This is a genomic window from Patulibacter sp. NPDC049589 (assembly GCF_040675535.1).
Taxonomy (GTDB): Bacteria; Actinomycetota; Thermoleophilia; order Solirubrobacterales; family Solirubrobacteraceae; genus Patulibacter.
The window spans coordinates 1-18,066 of sequence record NZ_JBFAPC010000118.1 but is presented as its reverse complement, the minus strand read 5'-3'; the positions used below and the strand labels follow the sequence as shown (position 1 = coordinate 18,066).

Genomic DNA, 18,066 nt, shown 5'->3' with positions numbered 1-18,066 from the left:
TTCCACCGCGAGGCCGTGCCGGTCTTCGACGTGGAGGGCCGGGACGTCGCGATCGACCTGGTCTTCCTCGACGAGCCCGTGCCCGGCGCGGGGGAGGCCGTGGGCGCCACCGCCGCCGGCGCCTGACGGGGCGGCCTCGGGACTCGGCCGTGGTCCCTCGGCGCGCCGTAGAGTCCGCGCAATGCCACCGCGCACCGCCCGTCTCGCCGCCCCGATCGTCGTCCTCGCGGTCGTGTCGGGCTTGGCGGCATGCGGTGGATCCGGCGCGAAGGAGGACGACGGACCGACAGCGCGCGCCAAGGTCGAACATGCCATCGCCCAGCGGTTCGCGGCCCAGGGCGTGCGCCTGACCGGCGTCGCCTGCGCCGACGGCGTGAAGGTCGAGGCCGACGCCCCCTTGGCGTGCACCGGCCGGAACCCGTCCGGCACGAAGCTCGTACTCCGGGGGACGATCACGGCGGTGAAGGGCGACACGGTCTCGTTCCGCGTGCGGGCCGTCGGCGGCGTCGCCGAAGGGCGCGTGATCGCGAGTCAGGTGCTCGTCCTCGTGCGCAAGCGGCTGGGCTCCGATGCGCGGTCGCTCACGTGCCCCGCGACGATCCGGCTCCCGACCGAGCCGTCGGTCACGTGCGCGCTCGTGAAGGCCGACGGCCGGACGTACGACGTCGCGACGGTCATCGGCGCGGACAGCAGGGTGCAGCTCCGGGTCGCCGCCAGGCCGCGCTGAGCGCCGAGACCGCGGCCGTCGCCGCGCGCCCGTGCCGTCCCGACGTCGGCCGCGCCGGGGCCGGATCGGCACGGCGGGGTCGCTCAGCGACCGCTGTAGCGCGTGGCCGAGCTGAGGGCGAGCAACGCGAGCGAGATCACGAGGAGCGCGACGGCGACGGGCAGCTGGCCGACGATCGCCAGCGCGATCGCCCCGCCCGCCCCGCCGAGCGCGAGCGCCTGGTCGTAGGACTCGTGCACCGACAGCGGGATCGCGCTGCCGCGCGGGCCGCCGACGGACGTCAGGGCGACCCCGCAGACCAGCACGCCCAGGGCGACGGCCACCACGGTGCCGGACGGGTCGGCGCCGAGCAGGAACGGCGCGGCCATCAGCGCGAGCCCCAGGGGGAACTCGACGGCGCCGTGGGCGGCGTAGGAGAGACGTCGGGAGGAGCTCATCGTCCGTCGATGGTCCCCGGGTCGGCGCACCACCGGTGTGGCTGGGGTCACGGAACCTACCGGGGGTCGGAACCGGGGCCCGGGGGTCGGGGCGGCCAGGCGGTACGGTGTGCTCGCGCATGCCCAAGGTCCGCCTCGACACGCTCCTGCACCAACGAGGCCTGTATCCGTCGCGGTCCGCGGCGGCCGCCGCGGTCCTCGCCGGAGCCGTCCGGCTCGGCGGGCCGGGGGCCAACCCGCACGCCCGGCCGCTGAAGCCCGGCCTCCAGGTCACCGACGACGTCGAGGTCGAGACGGCCGTCGCCGCCCGCTACGTGTCCCGCGGGGGGACGAAGCTCGAGAACGCGCTCGACGCGCTCGGCGTCGACGTCTCCGGCCGCCGCGCGATCGACGTCGGCGCGTCGACGGGCGGGTTCACCGACTGCCTGCTGCAGCGCGGCACCGTCGCCGTGGCGGCGGTCGACGTGGCCTACGGCGAGCTCGCCTGGTCGATCCGCGAGGACGAGCGCGTGACCGTGATCGAGCGCCAGAACGCGCGTGAGCTCACCCCCGAGCAGCTGCCCTTCGCGCCGGACCTCGTCGTCGCCGACGTCTCCTTCATCTCGCTGACGAAGCTCCTGCCGGCGCTGCAGGCCGTCGTCGCGGAGCGCTTCGACGCGCTCCTGATGGTCAAGCCGCAGTTCGAGCTCGGCCGCGGGCGGGTCGGCCGGGGCGGCGTCGTGCGCGAGCCCGCGCTGCGCCGCGAGGCCATCCGCACCGTCGCCGCGGCGGCCGCGGCCCAGGGCTGGTCGGTCCTGGCGGCCGCGCCCTCCGGCCTGCCGGGCCCCAAGGGCAATCGCGAGACCTTCCTGCACCTCGCCGAGGCCGAGCGTGGAGGCGTCGACGACCTCGACGCGCTGGCGCTCGGGGCCGAGCCGGAGGATGCCCCGTGAGCGAGGACCGCCCGGTCCGGACCGCCTCGGTCCTGACGCACGGCCGTCCCGCCCAGTCCGCGGACGCGCTGCGGGCCCTCATGACGGTGGCCCGGGAGACCGGCACCGAGCTGCGCTTCGACCACCACGAGGTCGAGAAGCACGGCCTCACCGAGGGTCCCGGGCTCGTCATCGGGGGCGGCTATCGCTCGGACTCCGACCTCTGTGTCGTCCTCGGCGGCGACGGGACGATCCTCAAGGGCCTGCGCCGCCAGATCTGGACCGGTGTGCCGGTCTTCGCGGTCAACCTCGGGGAGATCGGGTTCCTCGCGACCATCGACCCGGCCGAGCAGGAGGCGGGGCTGCGCCAGGCGTTCGCCGGCGACTTCGAGGTCCTCGGCCTGCCCGCGCTGGAGGCGACCCTGCCCGACGGCAGCTCGTACTCGGCGATGAACGACGTCAGCGTCAACCGCCGCTCCGGCGACCGCGTCGCCGAGCTGCGGTACGGGATCGGCGGCGACGACGTGGGGCACGTGCGCTGCGACGGGCTCGTGGTCTCCACACCCGCCGGCTCGACGGGCTACAACCTCGCCAACGGCGGCCCCGTGCTCGCTTGGGGTGTCGAGGGCTACGCGGTCTCGTTCATCGCGCCGCACACGCTGTCGGCCCGCGCCCTGGTGGTCGCGCCGGACGGCGAGCTCGAGCTCTACAACGGCTCCTCCTCGCCCGTGGAGCTCGGCGTCGACGGCCGTCCGCGGGGCCTGCTGGGCGCGGGGGAGACGCTGCGGATCCACTTCCGCCGCGAGGCCGCGGTGCTCGCCCAGACCGAGGGCACGAGCTTCTACCGTCGCCTGCGCGAGAAGTTCGGGCGCCTCGCCGGCTGATGGGGTGCGGGCCCCGCCGCGAGTGTCGCGGGGACGGGCGCGTCGGGTGCCGACGAGGCTCGGGGCACCCGCATGGGGTCCGGCCGCGGAAGTGCGCCGGAAGCGTCCCGAAACGGGTCGTTCACGCGATCCGTCCGCGGGGGATGCGAACCTGTGTTCGTGTTGCTCGAGCTGCGCGTCGAGAACCTGCTCCTGATCGAGCGGGCGGAGCTGGACCTCGTCCCCGGACTGAACGTCGTCACGGGCGAGACCGGCGCGGGCAAGACCGTGCTCGCGCACGCGCTCGACCTGCTGCTGGGCGCGAAGCCCCGCAACGGCATCGTCCGCCCGGGCGCGAGCGAGGCCTGGGTCGAGGGGGTCTTCGCCCTCAACGGCCGCACGGACGTCCTGCCGCCGGAGATCGTCGAGCGGCTGCCGGAGGGCGAGGACGAGGTCGTCCTGGCCCGGCGTGTGACCGCCGAGGGCCGCTCCCGCGCCTTCATCGGGGGCCGCTCCGCGACGGCGGCCGACCTGCGCGAGGTCGGCGGCGCCCTCCTGGCCTTCCACGGCCAGCACGAGGCCCGCCGGCTGCTCTCGCCGGCCGCCCAGCTCGGGCTGCTCGATGCGTTCTGCGCGGCGCGCAAGGGCGGCGGCAAGCACCTGGAGCGCCGCGACGCACACGCGGCCGCCCACGCCGCGGAGCGGGACGCCAAGCGCCGCCTGGCGGAGCTCCACGACGCCGCCGGGGCGCGGGAGCGCGAGCTCGACCTCCTGCGTTTCGAGCTCCAGGAGATCGACGACGTCGCCCCGGTCGAGGGCGAGCAGGAGGAGCTCGCCGCCTCCCGCGAGCGCCTTCGGCACGTCGAGGCCCTGCGCGGCGCCGCCTACGTCGCCTCCCAGGCCCTGGGCTCGGAGGAGGGCAGCGCCGGTGCCGGCCTCGCCGCGGGCGAGTCCGCGCTGGACGGCGTCGCGGGCGTCGATCCGGACCTGGACGTGCTGGCCGCCCGGCTGAGCTCCCTGCGGATCGAGGCCGACGACCTGGCCGCCGAGCTGGCGCGGCACCTCGAGCGCCTGGACGCCGACCCGGCCGAGCTCGAGCGCGTCGAGGAGCGCCTGCAGGCCCTGTCGCGGCTGGAGCGCAAGCACGGCGGCAGCGTCCTCGCGGTGCTGGACCACGCCGAGCGCTGCCGCCAGCGGATCGCGGAGTACGAGGACGTCGAGGGCGCGACCGAGGTCGCCGAGGCCGATCTCGCCGAGGCCCGGCAGCGTCGCGAGCGTCTGGCAGGCGAGCTGACCGACGCCCGCACCGAGGCGGCCCCGCTGCTGGCGGACGCCGTCGTGGCCCGGCTGGCCGGCCTGGCGATGCCGTCGGCGACGCTCGAGGTCCACATCGAGCCGCGCGGCGAGGCGGGACCCACCGGGGCGGACCAGTGCGAGCTGCTGCTGGCCCCGAACCCCGGCGTCCCCGCCGCACCGGTTCGGGACGCGGCCTCGGGCGGCGAGCTCTCGCGCGTGATGCTCGCGCTGCTGGCGGTCGCCGGGGCGGGCACGGACGCCACCCAGGTCTTCGACGAGATCGACGCCGGCGTGGGCGGTCAGACCGGCCGCGCGGTCGGCGAGCAGCTGCGGGCCCTGGGTCGCGAGGGCCAGGTCCTCTGCATCACCCACCTGCCGCAGATCGCCGCCCTGGCCGACCGCCACTTCGCGATCGAGAAGGACACGTCGCAGGACACCGCCGTCACCGTCGTGCGCCGGCTCGACGACCCCGAGGTCGTCGGCGAGCTCGTCCGGATGCTCGGCGGCGAGACGGGCGACGAGGGAGCCCTCCGCCACGCGGAGGAGCTCCGCAGCGCCGCCTGAGCACCCGGTCCGGGGCACGGCGCACGGCCGCGGGGCCCGCTCGGCCGCGGTTACGCGGCTCGACCTCCCTACATGTCGTGCTCGCGGTGGTGCGTGCCGTCGTTGACGGCGCCCTTGAACCCCGACGGGACGCCGCCGAGCACGCGGAGGCGGTGCCGCGACAGCGGAGCGCCGGTGTCGCTGCGGAACTGCTGCGGCAGGTCCCAGCAGGCGGCGGGCCGGCCGGCGAGACCTCGGGAGATCCTCCGCTCCTCGACCGCCTGCTCGGCCCGGGTCCGGGGCACGTCGCGGCTCGTGTGCGACGCCGCGTGCTTCGTGTAGCCGCGGTCGTAGGGCGCTGCGGGGTCCAGCGACTGGGCCGGCCGCGTGAACCAGCAGTGCAGCCGCCCGCGCTGCCGGGAGGCGAGCCGGACGCCCTGGGACCGCGGGGTCTGCAGGCCGGAGATGCCGCGGTCGCGCTCGGCGTCGATCATCGCGGCCACGGACCGCTCGACCGCGACGGCGTCCCCGCCCGACGCGGACACCACCCGGCGGAGGCTCCACCGTCGTGCCCTCTGCGCGTCGAACGTGGTCCAGCTGATCCCGGCCGTCCGCACGACGGGCGGGACGAGGTCGGAGCCGTGGAACACGTGGAAGAACAGGTGCTGGGCCAGGTGCCCGCTCACGAGCACCAGTCGGGTGCGGCGCTCCATCTCGGCCCGGTCGGCGCCGGGAACGGCGTCGGCCCACGCCGTGAGGCGGCGGACGAGGCCGGTGAAGCCGACGTGCCGCTGCCGCGCGAGCTGCGCGATCGTGTGGTGGTCGTCGTAGAGGAACGCCTCGAGCTGCGCGGGGCGCAGCCCCAGGCCGGTCGTCAGGACGCGCTCGTCGAACGGCGCCCAGTGCGCCATCACCCACGGCTCGTCCGGCAGGAGCCCGTGGCGGGCGCTCGCGGGCATCGGCGCGTCGTGGGCCGTCGCGGGGACGGCGGTGGCGCCGGCGACGGCGCAGGCCGTCGAGGCGAGCAGGAGGGAACGGGACGGGAGAGCACACACCGCCACAGCGTAGGTCGGGGCCACCGCAGAGGCGCCGGCCGACCTGATGCTCGTCCCGGCGGGGCCGGCGTCCCGCGGAGGGCGCCGGAGCCGCCCGGCCTCCGTCGGGGAGGCCGGGCGGACCGTCGGGTGCTCAGCCCTTGGGGGCGAGGTCCAGCGACGCGGAGTTGATGCACCAGCGCTGGCCGCTGGGGCCCGGTCCGTCCGGGAAGACGTGGCCCAGGTGGCCGCCGCAGTTGGCGCACTTGGCCTCGATGCGGACCATGCCGTAGGCGCGGTCCTCGTGGAGGGTCACGGCGTCGGCGACGACCGGGTCCGTGAAGCTCGGCCAGCCGGTGCCGGAGTCGAACTTCGTGTCGCTGGCGAAGAGCTCCGCGTGACATGCCGCACAGCGGTACGTCCCGTCGTCCTTCGTGTCCCAGTACTTGCCGGAGAACGCCGGCTCCGTGCCGCACTGGCGCAGGACGGCGTACTGCTCCGGGGTGAGCTCCTCGTCCGGCTTGACGTTCACGCCGGCGGGCTGGGTGGTGGGGGTGGTGTCGGCCATGCTGGGGTCTCCCGGGTCTCGGAGGGCGGACCGGCGCGGGTGGCGAGGGCCTCCTGCGTCCCCTTCATCGTCTCATGTCGCGCAACCCGGACCGCAACCCTCCTGCACAGGGCGACAAACGGGTCGCGGGGGCCGGGTCGCGGGCGCGGGCGAGCCCGGGCGCGTCCGGCGGGCCCAGTACCGTGGTGGACGGATCAGGAGGTCGCGCCGACCGTCCGGCCACGGCCCGCAGGCCGCCGACCGCCCTCCGATCCCGCCGTCCAGCAGCTCTCAGGTGAGGAATCCCGCCGTGCCAGACCGTTCCCCGACCAAGTACGTGTTCGTCACGGGAGGCGTCGTCTCCTCGCTGGGGAAGGGCATCGCCGCCGCGTCCATCGGCCGGCTCCTCGTCGCGCGCGGACTGACGGTCTCGCTGCAGAAGCTCGATCCGTACATCAACGTCGACCCCGGCACGATGTCGCCGTACCAGCACGGCGAGGTCTTCGTGACCGAGGACGGCGCCGAGACCGACCTCGACCTCGGCCACTACGAGCGCTTCACGAACACGAACACGTCGAAGGCGTCCAACGTCACGACGGGCGGCATCTACGACACCGTCATCCGGCGCGAGCGCCGGGGCGACTACCTGGGCGGCACGGTCCAGGTCGTCCCGCACATCACCAACGAGATCAAGAACCGCATCAAGCTCGCGGGCGAGTCCTCCGACGTCGACGTCGTGATCTGCGAGATCGGCGGCACGGTCGGCGACATCGAGTCGCTGCCGTTCCTCGAGGCGATCCGCCAGTTCCCGGTCGACGTCGGCCGGCGCAACTGCATGTACGTGCACCTGACGCTCGTGCCGTACATCAAGCACGCGGGCGAGCTGAAGACGAAGCCGACCCAGCACTCCGTCAACGAGCTGCGCCGCATCGGCCTGCAGCCGGACATGCTGATCTGCCGCTCCGAGGCCGTCCTCAGCCGCGAGATCCGCTCCAAGATCGCCCTGGGCACCGCGCTGCCCGAGGACATGGTCATCTCGGGCAAGGACGTCGCCGACGTCTACGAGATCCCGCTCTGGTACCGGCAGGAGAACGTCGACCAGCGCGTCCTGGACCACTTCGGCCTCGACGCCCCGGCGCCGGACATCAGCGCCTGGGAGGAGGTCGTCCGCCGCGTCCACGCCGCGACCGGCGTCACCCGCATCGCGGTCGTCGGCAAGTATGTCAAGCTCGAGGACGCGTACAAGTCCGTCGTCGAGGCCCTCAAGCACGCCGGCGCGTGGGACGGCACCCAGATCGAGATCGACTGGGTCGACTCGGAGCACCTGGAGACCGAGCAGGCCGCCCTGGACCGCCTCTCCGGCGTCGACGGCATCCTCGTCCCGGGCGGCTTCGGCGGCCGCGGCATCGAGGGCAAGATCCTCGCCTGCAAGGTCGCCCGCGAGCAGCGCATCCCGTACCTGGGCATCTGCCTCGGCATGCAGATCGCGGTCGCCGAGTTCGCCCGCCACGTGGCCGGCATGCCGGGCGCGAACTCCACCGAGTTCGACCCCGAGACCGAGTGGCCCGTGATCGACCTCCTGCCCGAGCAGAAGGAGGTCCGCGACCTCGGCGGCACGATGCGCCTGGGCGCGGACCCGATCCGCCTGGCCCCCGGCACCCGGATTCGCGAGATGTACGCGGAGGAGACGATCTACGAGCGCCACCGCCACCGTTACGAGGTCTCGATCACCCTGCGCCGCAAGCTCGAGGGCGCCGGCCTCGTCGTCGGCGGCACGTCGCCGGACGGCCGCCTGGTCGAGGCGATCGAGCTGCCCGAGCACCCGTTCTTCGTCGCCGCGCAGGCGCACCCGGAGTTCAAGAGCCGGCCCGAGCGGCCGTCCCCGATCTTCCAGGGCTTCGTCGCCACGGCGCACCGCCGCGCGTCGGAGCGCGACGACGCGCGCCGCGACGCCGTCGAGGAGGCCCGGTCGTAGCGACCGGGCCGTCCGTGCCCCCGGACCACGGGGGCCCTCCGGGGCTCGGCTCGCTGTTCGACGCCCCGGGCACGCCGTCGGGCGCCGACCACGAGCGCCTGCGCGCGACGTTCGCGGCGCTCTGCGCGGTGCGCAGCCCGTCGGGCGAGGAGCGCGCCGTCACCGACGCCGTGCTCGGCCGCCTGCGCGCGCTCGGCCTGCGTCCGGTCGAGGACGACACCGCCGGCGACCTCCGCGGCACGGCCGGCAACGTCCTCTGCCGCGTCCCTGCCGCCGGCGGGACGCCCGACGACCCCGACCGCGGCGGTGCCGCACCGTGGGTGCTGCTCTGCGCGCACCTCGACACCGTGCCGGTGGGCCCGGTCGTCCGCCCGGTCCTGGAGGACGGCGTCTGGCGCGACGGCGAGGGCGGCGTCCTGGGCGCCGACAACAAGGCGACGGTCGCGGCGCTCCTGACCCTGGCCGAAGTGCTCGTCGCCCGGCCGGTGGACGTCGCCGTCGAGGTCCTGCTGACCGTGCAGGAGGAGCCCCAGCTGCGCGGCATCACGGCCTTCGACCGGTCGGTCCTGCGGTCGCCGTACGGCTTCGTGGTCGACCACCCCAGCCCGCTGGGCGGCCTCGTCCTGGGCGCTCCCGGGCACGTGCGCTTCGAGGCCCACCTCACCGGACGGGCCGCCCACGCCGGGATCGCGCCGGAGCAGGGCCGCAGCGCGGTCCTCGCCGCCGCGCGCGCGGTGCTGGCGCTGCCCGCCGGCCGACAGGCCGACGGCAGCACGGTCAACGTCGGGTTCGTCGAGGGCGGGGTGACGGCGTCGGCGCCCCCGGTCGTCACGAACGTCGTCCCGGCCCACGCCCGCATCGTCGGCGAGCTCCGCGCCCCCGACGACGCCGCGCTGCAGCGGACGGTCGACGCGGTCGAGGCCGCCCTGCACGACGCGGTCCACGACCCGGCGGGCCCCGTGGACCTCGACCTGACGCTGGAGACGCGCTTCCGGCCGTACGCCCACGCGCCGTCGGCGCCGGCGGTCCGCGTCGCGGAGGCCGCCCTGCGCGCCGTGGGCCTGGAGCCCCGGCCGTTCGCGGACGCCGGCGGCAGCGACGCGAACGTCCTGAACGCGCGGGGCCTGCCGACGGTGAACCTCGCCGGCGGCAACCGCGGCGCGCACGAGGCGGGGGAGTCGATCGACGACCCCGACCTGGGCCGCACGCTGGACCTGCTGGCGGCGGTCGTCCGCGGCGCCGCCGCCTGACCGGCCCGGCGGTCCACGGCGCCGCTCCGGCCGGGACCGGCACCGCCGCGCGGGGGGAGACCGGGGCTCCTCGAACGTCCCGCGAGGCGGGCGGGACGATCATCTAGGTTGCTGGCATGAGCGAGGCACGCGACCGGCAGTTCGAGCGGACCGGCGGGAAGGTGCTCTACGACGGGCGGATCGTGCACCTCGTCGAGGACACCTTCCGCTTCGCCGACGGCAAGGAGGTCAAGCGCGAGATCGTCCGCACGACCGGTGCCGTGGGCATCCTCGTCCACGACGGCAAGGACCTCCTGCTGACCCGTCAGCCGCGCGAGGCGATCGGACAGCCCGACAGCCTGGAGATCCCGGCCGGCCGCCTCGACAAGCCGGGAGAGCCGCCGCTGGACTGCGCGAAGCGGGAGCTGGCGGAGGAGATCGGCTACGCCGCCGCCGGGTGGCAGCACATGCTCACCTACCAGCCGTCGGTCGGGATCCTCGACGAGAAGGCCTACGTCTACATCGCGTGGGACCTGAGCGAGGAGTCGGCCGACAGCGGTGAGGACGAGCGGATCGAGGTCGTCCGCTGGCCGGTCGACGACCTCGACGGCGCGCTCGAGCAGGTCTCCGACGGCAAGACCGTCATCGCCCTGCTGTGGGCCAAGGCGCACGGCCTGCCCGGGCTCTGAGCCGCGGGCGGCGGCGCACCGTCCGTTGCAGCGGCCGCACGGCCCGTTGCACGGAGCAGGGGGCGGGTCGGCGGGGGCGCATCCAGCCCCCGTCCATGAACCCACCCGCCGCAGCGTCCACCACGCTCCCCACCGTCGCCGGACTCGTCCTCGACTTCCTGGCGTACCTCGAGTTCGAGCGTGGCCTCTCACGCAACACGCTCGACGCGTACCGCTCGGACCTCGGGCAGTACGTGGCGTTCATGGCCCCGCGCGAGCACGACGTGCTGACGGCGACGGGCGACGACATCACGGCCTTCCTCGACGGCCTCGCGGCCGGCGGGACGGCGGCCGACGGCACCGAGCGGCGCCCGGCCGCCGCGGCGACGGTCCAGCGCAAGGCGGCCTGCCTGCGCTCGTTCTACCGCCACGTCCGCCGCGAGGGCCTGCTCGAGGCCGACCCGACCGCCGACGTCCGCGGCCCCCGCAAGCGCGAGCAGCTGCCCAAGGTCCTGACCCGGGCGGAGGTCGCCAAGCTCCTGGCGATGCCCGGCCGCGACGGCAGCGCCGAGCCGATCGTCCTGCGCGACCGCGCGATCCTCGAGCTCATGTACGCCTGCGGGCTGCGCGCCAGCGAGGCGACCGGCCTGGAGGTCGGCGACGTCGACGTCGAGGACGGCATGCTGCGCGCCCGCGGCAAGGGCAGCAAGGAGCGGATGGTCCCCGTCGGCCGTCGCGCCGTCGACGCGCTCGTCCGCTACCTCCGCGACGCCCGCGGCACGATGGTCGGCGGCGGCAGCGAGCGCGCGCTCTTCGTCAACGCCCGTGGGGGCAAGCTCAGCCGCCAGGGGCTCTACAAGATCGTCCAGCGCCACGCCAAGAGCGCCGGCCTCGACGACCGCATGAGCCCGCACACGCTGCGCCACAGCTTCGCGACGCACCTGCTCGCCGGCGGCTGCGACCTGCGCACGCTGCAGGAGATGCTCGGCCACGCCGACATCGCCACCACCCAGATGTACACGCACCTCTCGGCCCAGCGGCTCCAGGACGTCTACCGCGACGCCCACCCGCGGGCACAGCACGTCTGAAGGCGGCGGGCGCGCGACGACGGCCGCCTGCACCGGACGGCCCCGTTCCGCACGGGGTCGTCGACCGGCGCTGCGCGCCGCGGGGGCGAGGTGCGCCAGAATCGCCGCGTGCCCACCGCTCCGCGCACGCCCCGCCGCATCCCGCGGCGTCCGGTCCCGGGCCCCATGGGCGCCGGGCGACCCGACCACCGCCGCCGGACGTGGTGGCGGATCGGACCCGCCGGGATCGTCGTCATCGCCGCCGTGCTCCTGATCTTCCCGCTGCTCGGCGGGGGCCGCGAGCGCACGCCGCCGACCGAGCTCGTCCGCCCGTCGCCGCCCAGCGGCGGGTTCGTGGAGCGGCAGAACGTCGGCTTCGGCACGCTCGTGAAGCTGCCGCGCGATCCGTGGAGCACCCGCGGCTGCGACGGCCAGGCCGCCCCGCCCGACCCGCAGCAGCCGTACCTCGTCTGCGTCGTCACCAGCGGCCCGGGCGTGCTCTCGATCTGGATCTACCCGCGCAAGCGCCGCGGACCGCGGACGAAGGCGGCGCTCACGACGGCGATGGGCAACCTGAAGTCCGCCGCGGAGCAGCGCGACGCGTCGTTCCACGTCGACAAGAAGGCCGTCACCCGCTACGACGGCCTCCCCGCGATCCAGCTGCGTGGCACCGCCAAGATCCTGGGCCGTCCGCGCACGATCCGCTCGACGCACCTCTTCGTCGGCGGCCGCGAGATCGTCATCGACGCGTACTCGACGGGCTCGTCGTTCCGCCGGGTGGACGCGACGGTCTTCCGCCCGATCCTGCGGTCCTTGACGATCGCCAAGGACTGGCGCCGGGTGCGGGCGCAGGACCAGGTCCCAGGCGTCAGCCGGTGACCGGGGCGGCCCGTCGCCGCGCCTTCGTCGTCGTCCTCGACGGCTGTGGCGTGGGCGCGCTGCCGGACGCCGCGGAGTACGGCGACGCGGGCTCCGACACCCTCGCGCACCTCGCCGCGATCGAGGGCGGCCTCGTGCTCCCGGAGCTCGGCGCGCTGGGGCTCGGGCACCTGACGGCGATCCGCGGCGTGGTGCCGTCGCCCGCTCCGGGCGTCCACGGGCGGCTCGCGGCGATCGGACCGGGCAAGGACTCGATCGTCGGCCACTGGGGCCTCATGGGCGTCGCGGCCCCGGCGACGCTCGCGCAGTGGCCCGACGGCGTCCCCGCGGACGAGCTGGCGACGATGGAACGCGCGGCCGGTCACGGGCTGCTCGGCGGGGCCGTGACCGACGGCCTGCGCGCCCTGGACCGGTGGGGCGACGAGCACCTGCGGACGGGGCGGCCGATCCTCTACACCTCGGCGGTCGACTCGGTGCTGCAGGTGGCGGCACACGACGACGCGCTGCCCATCCCGGCGCTCCACGACCTCTGCCGGCGGCTGCACGCGGGGCTCCCCGACGCGCTGCGCCCCGCGCGGGTGATCGCGCGGCCGTTCACCGGCCCGCCCGGCGCGTTCGCGCGGACCGGTGGCCGCATGGACGTCGCCACGCCGCCGCCGACCCGGTCCCACCTCGACGTCCTGCAGGACCGCGGCGTCGGCGTTCACGGCGTCGGGAAGGTCGTCGACGTCTTCGCCGGCCGCGGCTTCGACGCCGCGCGATCGGCCACGAGCAACGCGGCGGCGATCGAGGCGGTCGACGGGCTGCTCGACGAGCTCGACGACGGGCTCGCCTTCGTCAACCTCGTGGAGACCGACGACCGCTACGGCCACCGCAAGGACACCGCGGGCTTCCACGCGGCGCTGCGGGCGATCGACGTGGCCGTCGGCCGCTGGCGGCGGCGCCTGGGCCCGGGCGACCTGCTCGTGCTGACGGCCGACCACGGCGTCGACCCGGCCGCGCCGCACCCGTTCCACACCCGCGAGCACGCGCCGCTGCTGGCGGTCGTGCCGGGCCCGGACGGCGGCCGACTCGGGCATCGCCACGACGGCGTGCTCGCGGACGTCGGGGCGTCCGCGGTGCGCTGGCTGACGGGCGAGCCGGCCGACGGTCTGCCCGGTCGGTCGTTCGTGCCGTAGCGACCCGGAGACCGCCGCGACGCGATGCTGTGGGTTCCACCCCCGCATCCGCGGCCCCGCCGCGGTCCCGGCGGTTCGGCGTTCGGGCCGATCGACCTGCCGCGCGGCGGTCTGGACGGTGCCGGCGACGTGCCCACCCCGGTGGTCCGGTGGTCCGCCGTGTGGCGCGATCTCCCGTCGGGCCGCGGGCCGCGTCCTCGGCCCACTACCGTCGGGGACGTGCCCGAGCTGCCCGAGGTGGAGACGATCACGCGGCAGCTGCGCCCGCACCTCGAAGGACGGATCCTGGAGGGCGTCGAGATCCTCGACCCGCGATGGTGCGTCCCCGACGACGCCGCGGCGACCGAGCAGGCGCTGATCGGCCGCCGCATCCTCGCGCTGCAGCGGCGCGGCAAGCACCTCGTCTGGCGGACCGACGCCGGCACCCTCCTGCTGCACCTGCGGATGACGGGCACGCTGCTCGTCGGGGCCGACGCGGACGTCCCGTACCAGCGGGTCGTCCTGACGCTGGACGACGGCACGGTCGTCCGCTTCTGCGACCCGCGGCGGTTCGGGACCGGGCGGTACTTCGCCGACGACGCCGACGCGACCGCGCACCTCGACGCGCGCCTGGGCCCGGAGCCGCTGGGGGAGGCCTTCGACGGCGCGGCGCTCTACGCGGCGGTCCACCACCGCCGCTCGCCGATCAAGGCGCTGCTGCTCGACCAGCTCGTCGTCGCCGGGGTCGGCAACATCTACGCCGACGAGGCGCTGTTCTTCGCCAAGGTCCACCCGCAGCGGCCCGGCGACCGCCTGACCCGGGCGCAGTGCGCGCTCCTGGCCGAGGGCGTCCGGGTGTCGCTCGAGCACGGCATCGCCTCGGGCGGGGCGACGATCGACGACTTCCGCCACGTCGACGGCGTCGAGGGCTGGTTCCAGAACGACTTCATGGTCCACCGGCGCGCCGGGCTGCCGTGCCCGGAGTGCGGGACGCCCGTGACGAAGCGCGTCGTCGGCGGGCGGGGGACCTACAGCTGCGACCGCTGCCAGCCGCGCCCGCGGGCGCGGCGGACGACGGCGGTGCGCTGACGGGCGCGACGCTCACCGGCCGCCCGGACCCGGGCGACCGACACGAGGGGCGAGACCGGGGCCTCGCCCGACCTCAGGCGCTGACGAGCTCCTTGAGGCGGCCGGACTTGTCGGCCGCCGAGAGCTCGTCGAACCCGCCGACGAGCTGCTCGTCGATCAGGATCTGCGGGAACGTCATCATCCCCGTCTTCTGTGCGAGCTTCGCGCGGTCCTCGGCATCGCGGCCGAGGTTGATCTCCTCGTACGGGAGGCCGCGGGCGTCGAGCAGCGCCTTGGCGCGGACGCAGAAGGGGCAGGCGTTCGTGGTGTAGACCGTGATCGAACTCATGACTTCACAAAGTATAGTAGGCCCGTGAGCGGCACGCGAGTGAGCACGGAGGCCGTCGTGCTCCGCTCCATGCGGTACGGCGAGGCCGACCGCATCCTCCACGCGATCACGCCCGAGCACGGCCGCGTCGGCGCGGTGGCGCGCGGGGCCCGGCGCCCGAAGAGCAAGCTCGGTGGCCGGCTCGAGCCGCTGTCGGTCGTCCGGCTGGAGCTGATCCGCGGCCGCAGCGACCTCCACACCGTCGTCGGCGCCGACACCGTCGCCGTCCACCACCGCATCCTCACGAGCCACGCGGCGCTCACCCACGCGCAGCGCGCCTGCCACGTCGTCGACCGCACCGCGGCGCCCGACGAGCCGGCCGAGCGCGTCCACGGGCTGACGCGCACGCTGCTGGCGCTGCTGGACGCCCGGCCCGACGCCGCGCACGAGGGGCTCCAGCAGGCGTTCCGGCTGAAGCTCCTCTACGCGCTCGGGGTGCCGCCGGCGCTCGGCGCGTGCGTGCGCTGCGGCCGGACCGACCACCTCGTCGCGTTCGACGCGTCCGCGGGGGGCGTCGTGTGCGCGAGCTGCCAGGCCGGGGCCGCCGGGATGGACGCCGCGGCGCTGTCGTTCATGGTCGAGGCGCTCGGCGCGCCGCTGTCCGAGGCCCCGCCGCTGGAGGAGCGGGCCGGCCGTCAGGTCGCCCGGGCCTTCGAGGGCATCGCCGCCCACCACCTCGGCGTGGACCTGCGCGGCCGCGACGACTGAACACCGGCGGGATCGCGACGACTCCGCGCCGCGCCGGGGCTCGTCGTCACCGGCTGCGAAGATGGGCGTGATGTCCGCCGTCGTCCCCACCCCGAGCCTCGGCGACCCGCACGCCCGCCGCCGGGCCTTCGAGGCGACGTTCCTCGCGCCCACCGCGGCCCGCACCTGGCCGACGGGCCGCGCCGCCGAGGAGGCCGACGACCCCCTCCGGACCCCGCTGCAGCGCGACCGCGACCGCGTCGTGCACTCCAAGGCCTTCCGGCGCCTGAAGCACAAGACCCAGGTGTTCCTGGCGCCCGAGGGCGACCACTACCGGACCCGCCTCACGCACACGCTCGAGGTCACCGGCATCGCCCGCACCGTCGCCCGGGCGCTCGAGCTCAACGAGGACCTCGTCGAGGCGATCGGCCTGGGCCACGACCTCGGCCACGCGCCGTTCGGCCACATCGGCGAGGAGGCGCTGGACGCGTGCCTGGAGCCCCACGGCCGGCACTTCCGCCACTGGGAGCACTCCGTCCGGATCGTCACCACGCTCGAGGACGCCCCGAGCACCGTCCGCGAGGTCGGCGGCCGCGCCCTGAACCTCTGCGCCGACGTCGTCGACGGCATCGCCTGCCACTCCGGCCGCGCCCCGATGCCGCGCACGCTCGAGGGCCGGATCGTCCGGATCGTCGACCGCATCGCCTACCTCAACCACGACATCGACGACGCGATCCGCGCCGGGGTCCTGCGTGAGCGCGACCTGCCCGCCGGCCCGATCGGCGAGCTCGGCCCGACGCCGTCCCGGCGCATCGACCGGCTCGTCCAGGACCTCGTCGCGACCTCGCGCGACGGCGGCGACATCGCCCAGGGCGCCGCCGCCGGCGAGGCGATGGACGCGCTGCGGACCTGGATGTTCGAGCACGTCTACCTCGCCCCGGCCGCCCAGGACCAGCACCGCCGCGCGCACGACCTCGTCCGCCGGCTGTTCGACCACCACCTCGAGACGCAGGCCCGCGCCGCCGACGGTGCGCCCGAGGCCGCCCGCCTGCCGCTCGGGATCGACGACGGCGGGTGGGACCAGTACCACGTGCAGCGGGACGCGGACCCCGAGGCGGACGCCCTGCAGCGCGCGACCGACTGGGTCGCCGGGATGACCGACCGCTACGCCCTGCGCGCCTACGCCGACCTCGTCATACCGCGCGTCCACGCCGGCTGAGGGGACGCCGCCATCCCCCGCTACGCCCGAGAGGACCTCGACCGGATCCGCGACGCCACCGACTTCGCGACCCTGATCGAGCAGCGCGTGGAGCTGCGCCGCGCCGGCACGGGCCGGATGACCGGGCTCTGCCCGTTCCACGACGAGCGCACGCCGTCGTTCTCCGTCAACGTCGACGAGAAGCTCTTCCACTGCTTCGGCTGCGGCGAGGGCGGCGACCTCTTCAAGTACGTCGAGCTCATCGAGGGAGTCGACTTCAACGGTGCGGTCGAGCTGCTCGCCGACCGCGCCGGGATCCAGCTGAAGACCGAGGAGGAGGATCCGGAGACCGCCGCACGCCGCGCCCGCGAGCGGCGCCTGCTGGAGCTCCTGGACCGCACGAACCGCTTCTACGAGCGCCAGCTGTGGGACTCGGCCGAGGGCGCGGGCGCCCGGGCGGAGCTCCAGCGCCGCGGGCTCGACCCGGCGCTCCTGAAGGAGTTCCGCGTCGGCTACGCGCCGAGCCAGTGGGACAAGGTCCTGATCGGCTCCCGCCACGCCGGCTACAGCGTCGACGAGATGGTCGCCGCGGGCGTGGTGCAGCGCAAGCACGACAACCCCGACCGGATGTTCGACCGCTTCCGGCGGAGGATCATGTTCCCGCTCGCGGACCGCCGCGGCCGGATCCTCGGGTTCGGCGGCCGGGCGCTCGGCCCCGACCAGAAGCCGAAGTACATCAACAGCTCCGACGGTGTCGTCTACCGCAAGGGCCGGCACCTGTTCGCCGCGCACCACGCGCGCAAGCAGGCGGCGCGCACCGGCGAGGTCATCCTCTGCGAGGGCTACACCGACGTCATCGCGCTGCACCAGGCGGGCCTCACCAACGCCGTCGGCCTGATGGGCACGGCGCTGACCCCGGAGCAGGTCCAGGCGCTGACCAAGCTCGCCCCGTCGGTCATCCTGGCGCTGGACGCCGACCGCGCCGGCCGCGAGGCGATGCTCCGCGCCGCGCAGCTCGCCGCCGGCTCCGGCCTGAAGATGCGCGTCGTCCTGATGCCCGACGGCATGGATCCGGCCGACCTCCTCGTCAAGCGCGGGACCGAGGCGATCAAGCGCGCGTTCGAGGAGCCGATGGCGCTGGGCCGCTTCCACGTCGGCCACGTGCTGGCCCAGGCCGACCTCTCGACCGCCGAGGGCAAGGACCGCGCCATCGAGGACCTCCGGCCGGTCTTCGCGCAGCAGGCCCCGGGCGTCCTGCGGATGGAGCTCATGAACGAGGCCGCCGGCCGGCTGCGCCTCGACCCCGCGGCCCTGCAATCGTTCATCGAGAACGCGCCGTCCACGGCGCGCGCGCCGCGCACGGCGCCGACCGGTCCGCCGCCCGGCCGCGGG

Annotated in this window: 18 protein-coding genes; 14 read left to right on the top strand and 4 right to left on the bottom strand. The window is 75.3% G+C overall.

What is annotated here, in order from left to right:
• The first annotated feature begins 181 nt into the window (after positions 1-181).
• On the top strand, positions 182-727 hold the full coding sequence (locus AB0L40_RS19375; RefSeq protein WP_364358263.1) for a hypothetical protein: 546 nt from the start codon (positions 182-184) through the stop codon (positions 725-727).
• An 83-nt stretch (positions 728-810) separates the two neighbouring features.
• On the opposite strand, the gene AB0L40_RS19370 is transcribed toward AB0L40_RS19375, so the two are convergent.
• Entirely contained in the window at positions 811-1,164 is a 354-nt protein-coding gene (locus AB0L40_RS19370; protein ID WP_364358260.1) for a hypothetical protein, read from the bottom strand.
• 119 nt (positions 1,165-1,283) lie between these two features.
• Here AB0L40_RS19370 and AB0L40_RS19365 point away from each other — a divergent pair, with 119 nt between their 5' ends.
• The 3 genes from AB0L40_RS19365 (at position 1,284) to recN (ending at position 4,798) form a co-directional block, all read left to right on the top strand.
• Positions 1,284-2,096 (top strand): TlyA family RNA methyltransferase, encoded by an 813-nt coding sequence (locus AB0L40_RS19365; RefSeq protein ID WP_364358257.1) that lies wholly within the window; start codon positions 1,284-1,286, stop codon positions 2,094-2,096.
• The gene (locus AB0L40_RS19360; protein ID WP_364358254.1) at positions 2,093-2,959 is read left to right on the top strand and encodes an NAD(+)/NADH kinase; all 867 of its coding nucleotides are present in this window, start codon (positions 2,093-2,095) and stop codon (positions 2,957-2,959) included. Before AB0L40_RS19365 ends, AB0L40_RS19360 begins: the two co-directional genes overlap by 4 nt.
• 159 nt (positions 2,960-3,118) lie before the next feature.
• Entirely contained in the window at positions 3,119-4,798 is a 1,680-nt protein-coding gene (gene recN, locus AB0L40_RS19355; RefSeq protein ID WP_364358251.1) for a DNA repair protein RecN, read from the top strand.
• A 68-nt stretch (positions 4,799-4,866) separates the two neighbouring features.
• Here recN and AB0L40_RS19350 read toward each other — a convergent pair whose 3' ends face one another.
• Complete coding sequence (locus tag AB0L40_RS19350; protein WP_364358248.1) at positions 4,867-5,832, bottom strand: hypothetical protein; 966 nt, start codon at positions 5,830-5,832, stop codon at positions 4,867-4,869.
• A gap of 133 nt (positions 5,833-5,965) precedes the next feature.
• A complete protein-coding gene (gene msrB, locus AB0L40_RS19345) occupies positions 5,966-6,379 on the bottom strand; it encodes a peptide-methionine (R)-S-oxide reductase MsrB (protein WP_364358245.1) in 414 nt (137 codons plus the stop codon).
• A gap of 289 nt (positions 6,380-6,668) precedes the next feature.
• On the opposite strand from msrB, the gene AB0L40_RS19340 reads away from it, so the two are divergent.
• The 7 genes from AB0L40_RS19340 (at position 6,669) to mutM (ending at position 14,422) form a co-directional block, all read left to right on the top strand.
• Positions 6,669-8,333 carry a CTP synthase gene (locus tag AB0L40_RS19340; protein ID WP_364358242.1) on the top strand — a complete coding sequence of 555 codons (1,665 nt, stop codon included), beginning with the start codon at positions 6,669-6,671 and terminating at the stop codon, positions 8,331-8,333.
• Positions 8,334-8,347: 14 nt separating this feature from the next.
• Complete coding sequence (locus tag AB0L40_RS19335) at positions 8,348-9,583, top strand: M20/M25/M40 family metallo-hydrolase (RefSeq protein ID WP_364358239.1); 1,236 nt, start codon at positions 8,348-8,350, stop codon at positions 9,581-9,583.
• A 116-nt stretch (positions 9,584-9,699) separates the two neighbouring features.
• Complete coding sequence (locus AB0L40_RS19330) at positions 9,700-10,251, top strand: NUDIX hydrolase (protein WP_364358236.1); 552 nt, start codon at positions 9,700-9,702, stop codon at positions 10,249-10,251.
• A gap of 95 nt (positions 10,252-10,346) precedes the next feature.
• Positions 10,347-11,318: a site-specific tyrosine recombinase XerD gene (gene xerD / locus AB0L40_RS19325; protein WP_364358233.1), complete on the top strand. Its 972-nt coding sequence runs from the start codon at positions 10,347-10,349 to the stop codon at positions 11,316-11,318.
• A gap of 108 nt (positions 11,319-11,426) precedes the next feature.
• Entirely contained in the window at positions 11,427-12,176 is a 750-nt protein-coding gene (locus AB0L40_RS19320; protein WP_364358230.1) for a hypothetical protein, read from the top strand.
• Complete coding sequence (locus AB0L40_RS19315) at positions 12,173-13,354, top strand: phosphopentomutase (RefSeq protein ID WP_364358227.1); 1,182 nt, start codon at positions 12,173-12,175, stop codon at positions 13,352-13,354. The genes AB0L40_RS19320 and AB0L40_RS19315 overlap by 4 nt, the downstream gene beginning before the upstream one ends.
• Before the next feature lie 219 nt (positions 13,355-13,573).
• The gene (gene mutM / locus AB0L40_RS19310) at positions 13,574-14,422 is read left to right on the top strand and encodes a bifunctional DNA-formamidopyrimidine glycosylase/DNA-(apurinic or apyrimidinic site) lyase (RefSeq protein WP_364358224.1); all 849 of its coding nucleotides are present in this window, start codon (positions 13,574-13,576) and stop codon (positions 14,420-14,422) included.
• Between the two features lie 73 nt (positions 14,423-14,495).
• Here mutM and AB0L40_RS19305 read toward each other — a convergent pair whose 3' ends face one another.
• A complete protein-coding gene (locus AB0L40_RS19305) occupies positions 14,496-14,750 on the bottom strand; it encodes a glutaredoxin domain-containing protein (protein WP_364358221.1) in 255 nt (84 codons plus the stop codon).
• Between the two features lie 24 nt (positions 14,751-14,774).
• Here AB0L40_RS19305 and recO point away from each other — a divergent pair, with 24 nt between their 5' ends.
• The 3 genes from recO to dnaG all read left to right on the top strand — a co-directional run.
• The gene (gene recO, locus AB0L40_RS19300) at positions 14,775-15,497 is read left to right on the top strand and encodes a DNA repair protein RecO (RefSeq protein WP_364358218.1); all 723 of its coding nucleotides are present in this window, start codon (positions 14,775-14,777) and stop codon (positions 15,495-15,497) included.
• Between the two features lie 70 nt (positions 15,498-15,567).
• Positions 15,568-16,695 carry a dGTP triphosphohydrolase gene (gene dgt / locus AB0L40_RS19295; RefSeq protein WP_364358215.1) on the top strand — a complete coding sequence of 376 codons (1,128 nt, stop codon included), beginning with the start codon at positions 15,568-15,570 and terminating at the stop codon, positions 16,693-16,695.
• Between the two features lie 12 nt (positions 16,696-16,707).
• The coding region (dnaG, locus tag AB0L40_RS19290) for a DNA primase (protein ID WP_364358266.1) at positions 16,708-18,066 on the top strand (1,359 nt) is incomplete at its 3' end.

Excerpts from the sequence above, each read along its gene's own strand:
- AB0L40_RS19375 (WP_364358263.1), top strand. The coding sequence starts at position 182 with ATGCCACCGCGCACCGCCCGTCTCGCCGCCCCGATCGTCGTCCTCGCG.
- AB0L40_RS19370 (WP_364358260.1), bottom strand. The coding sequence starts at position 1,164 with ATGAGCTCCTCCCGACGTCTCTCCTACGCCGCCCACGGCGCCGTCGAG.
- AB0L40_RS19365 (WP_364358257.1), top strand. The coding sequence starts at position 1,284 with ATGCCCAAGGTCCGCCTCGACACGCTCCTGCACCAACGAGGCCTGTAT.
- msrB (WP_364358245.1), bottom strand. The coding sequence starts at position 6,379 with ATGGCCGACACCACCCCCACCACCCAGCCCGCCGGCGTGAACGTCAAG.
- AB0L40_RS19330 (WP_364358236.1), top strand. The coding sequence starts at position 9,700 with ATGAGCGAGGCACGCGACCGGCAGTTCGAGCGGACCGGCGGGAAGGTG.
- xerD (WP_364358233.1), top strand. The coding sequence starts at position 10,347 with ATGAACCCACCCGCCGCAGCGTCCACCACGCTCCCCACCGTCGCCGGA.
- AB0L40_RS19305 (WP_364358221.1), bottom strand. The coding sequence starts at position 14,750 with ATGAGTTCGATCACGGTCTACACCACGAACGCCTGCCCCTTCTGCGTC.
- dgt (WP_364358215.1), top strand. The coding sequence starts at position 15,568 with ATGTCCGCCGTCGTCCCCACCCCGAGCCTCGGCGACCCGCACGCCCGC.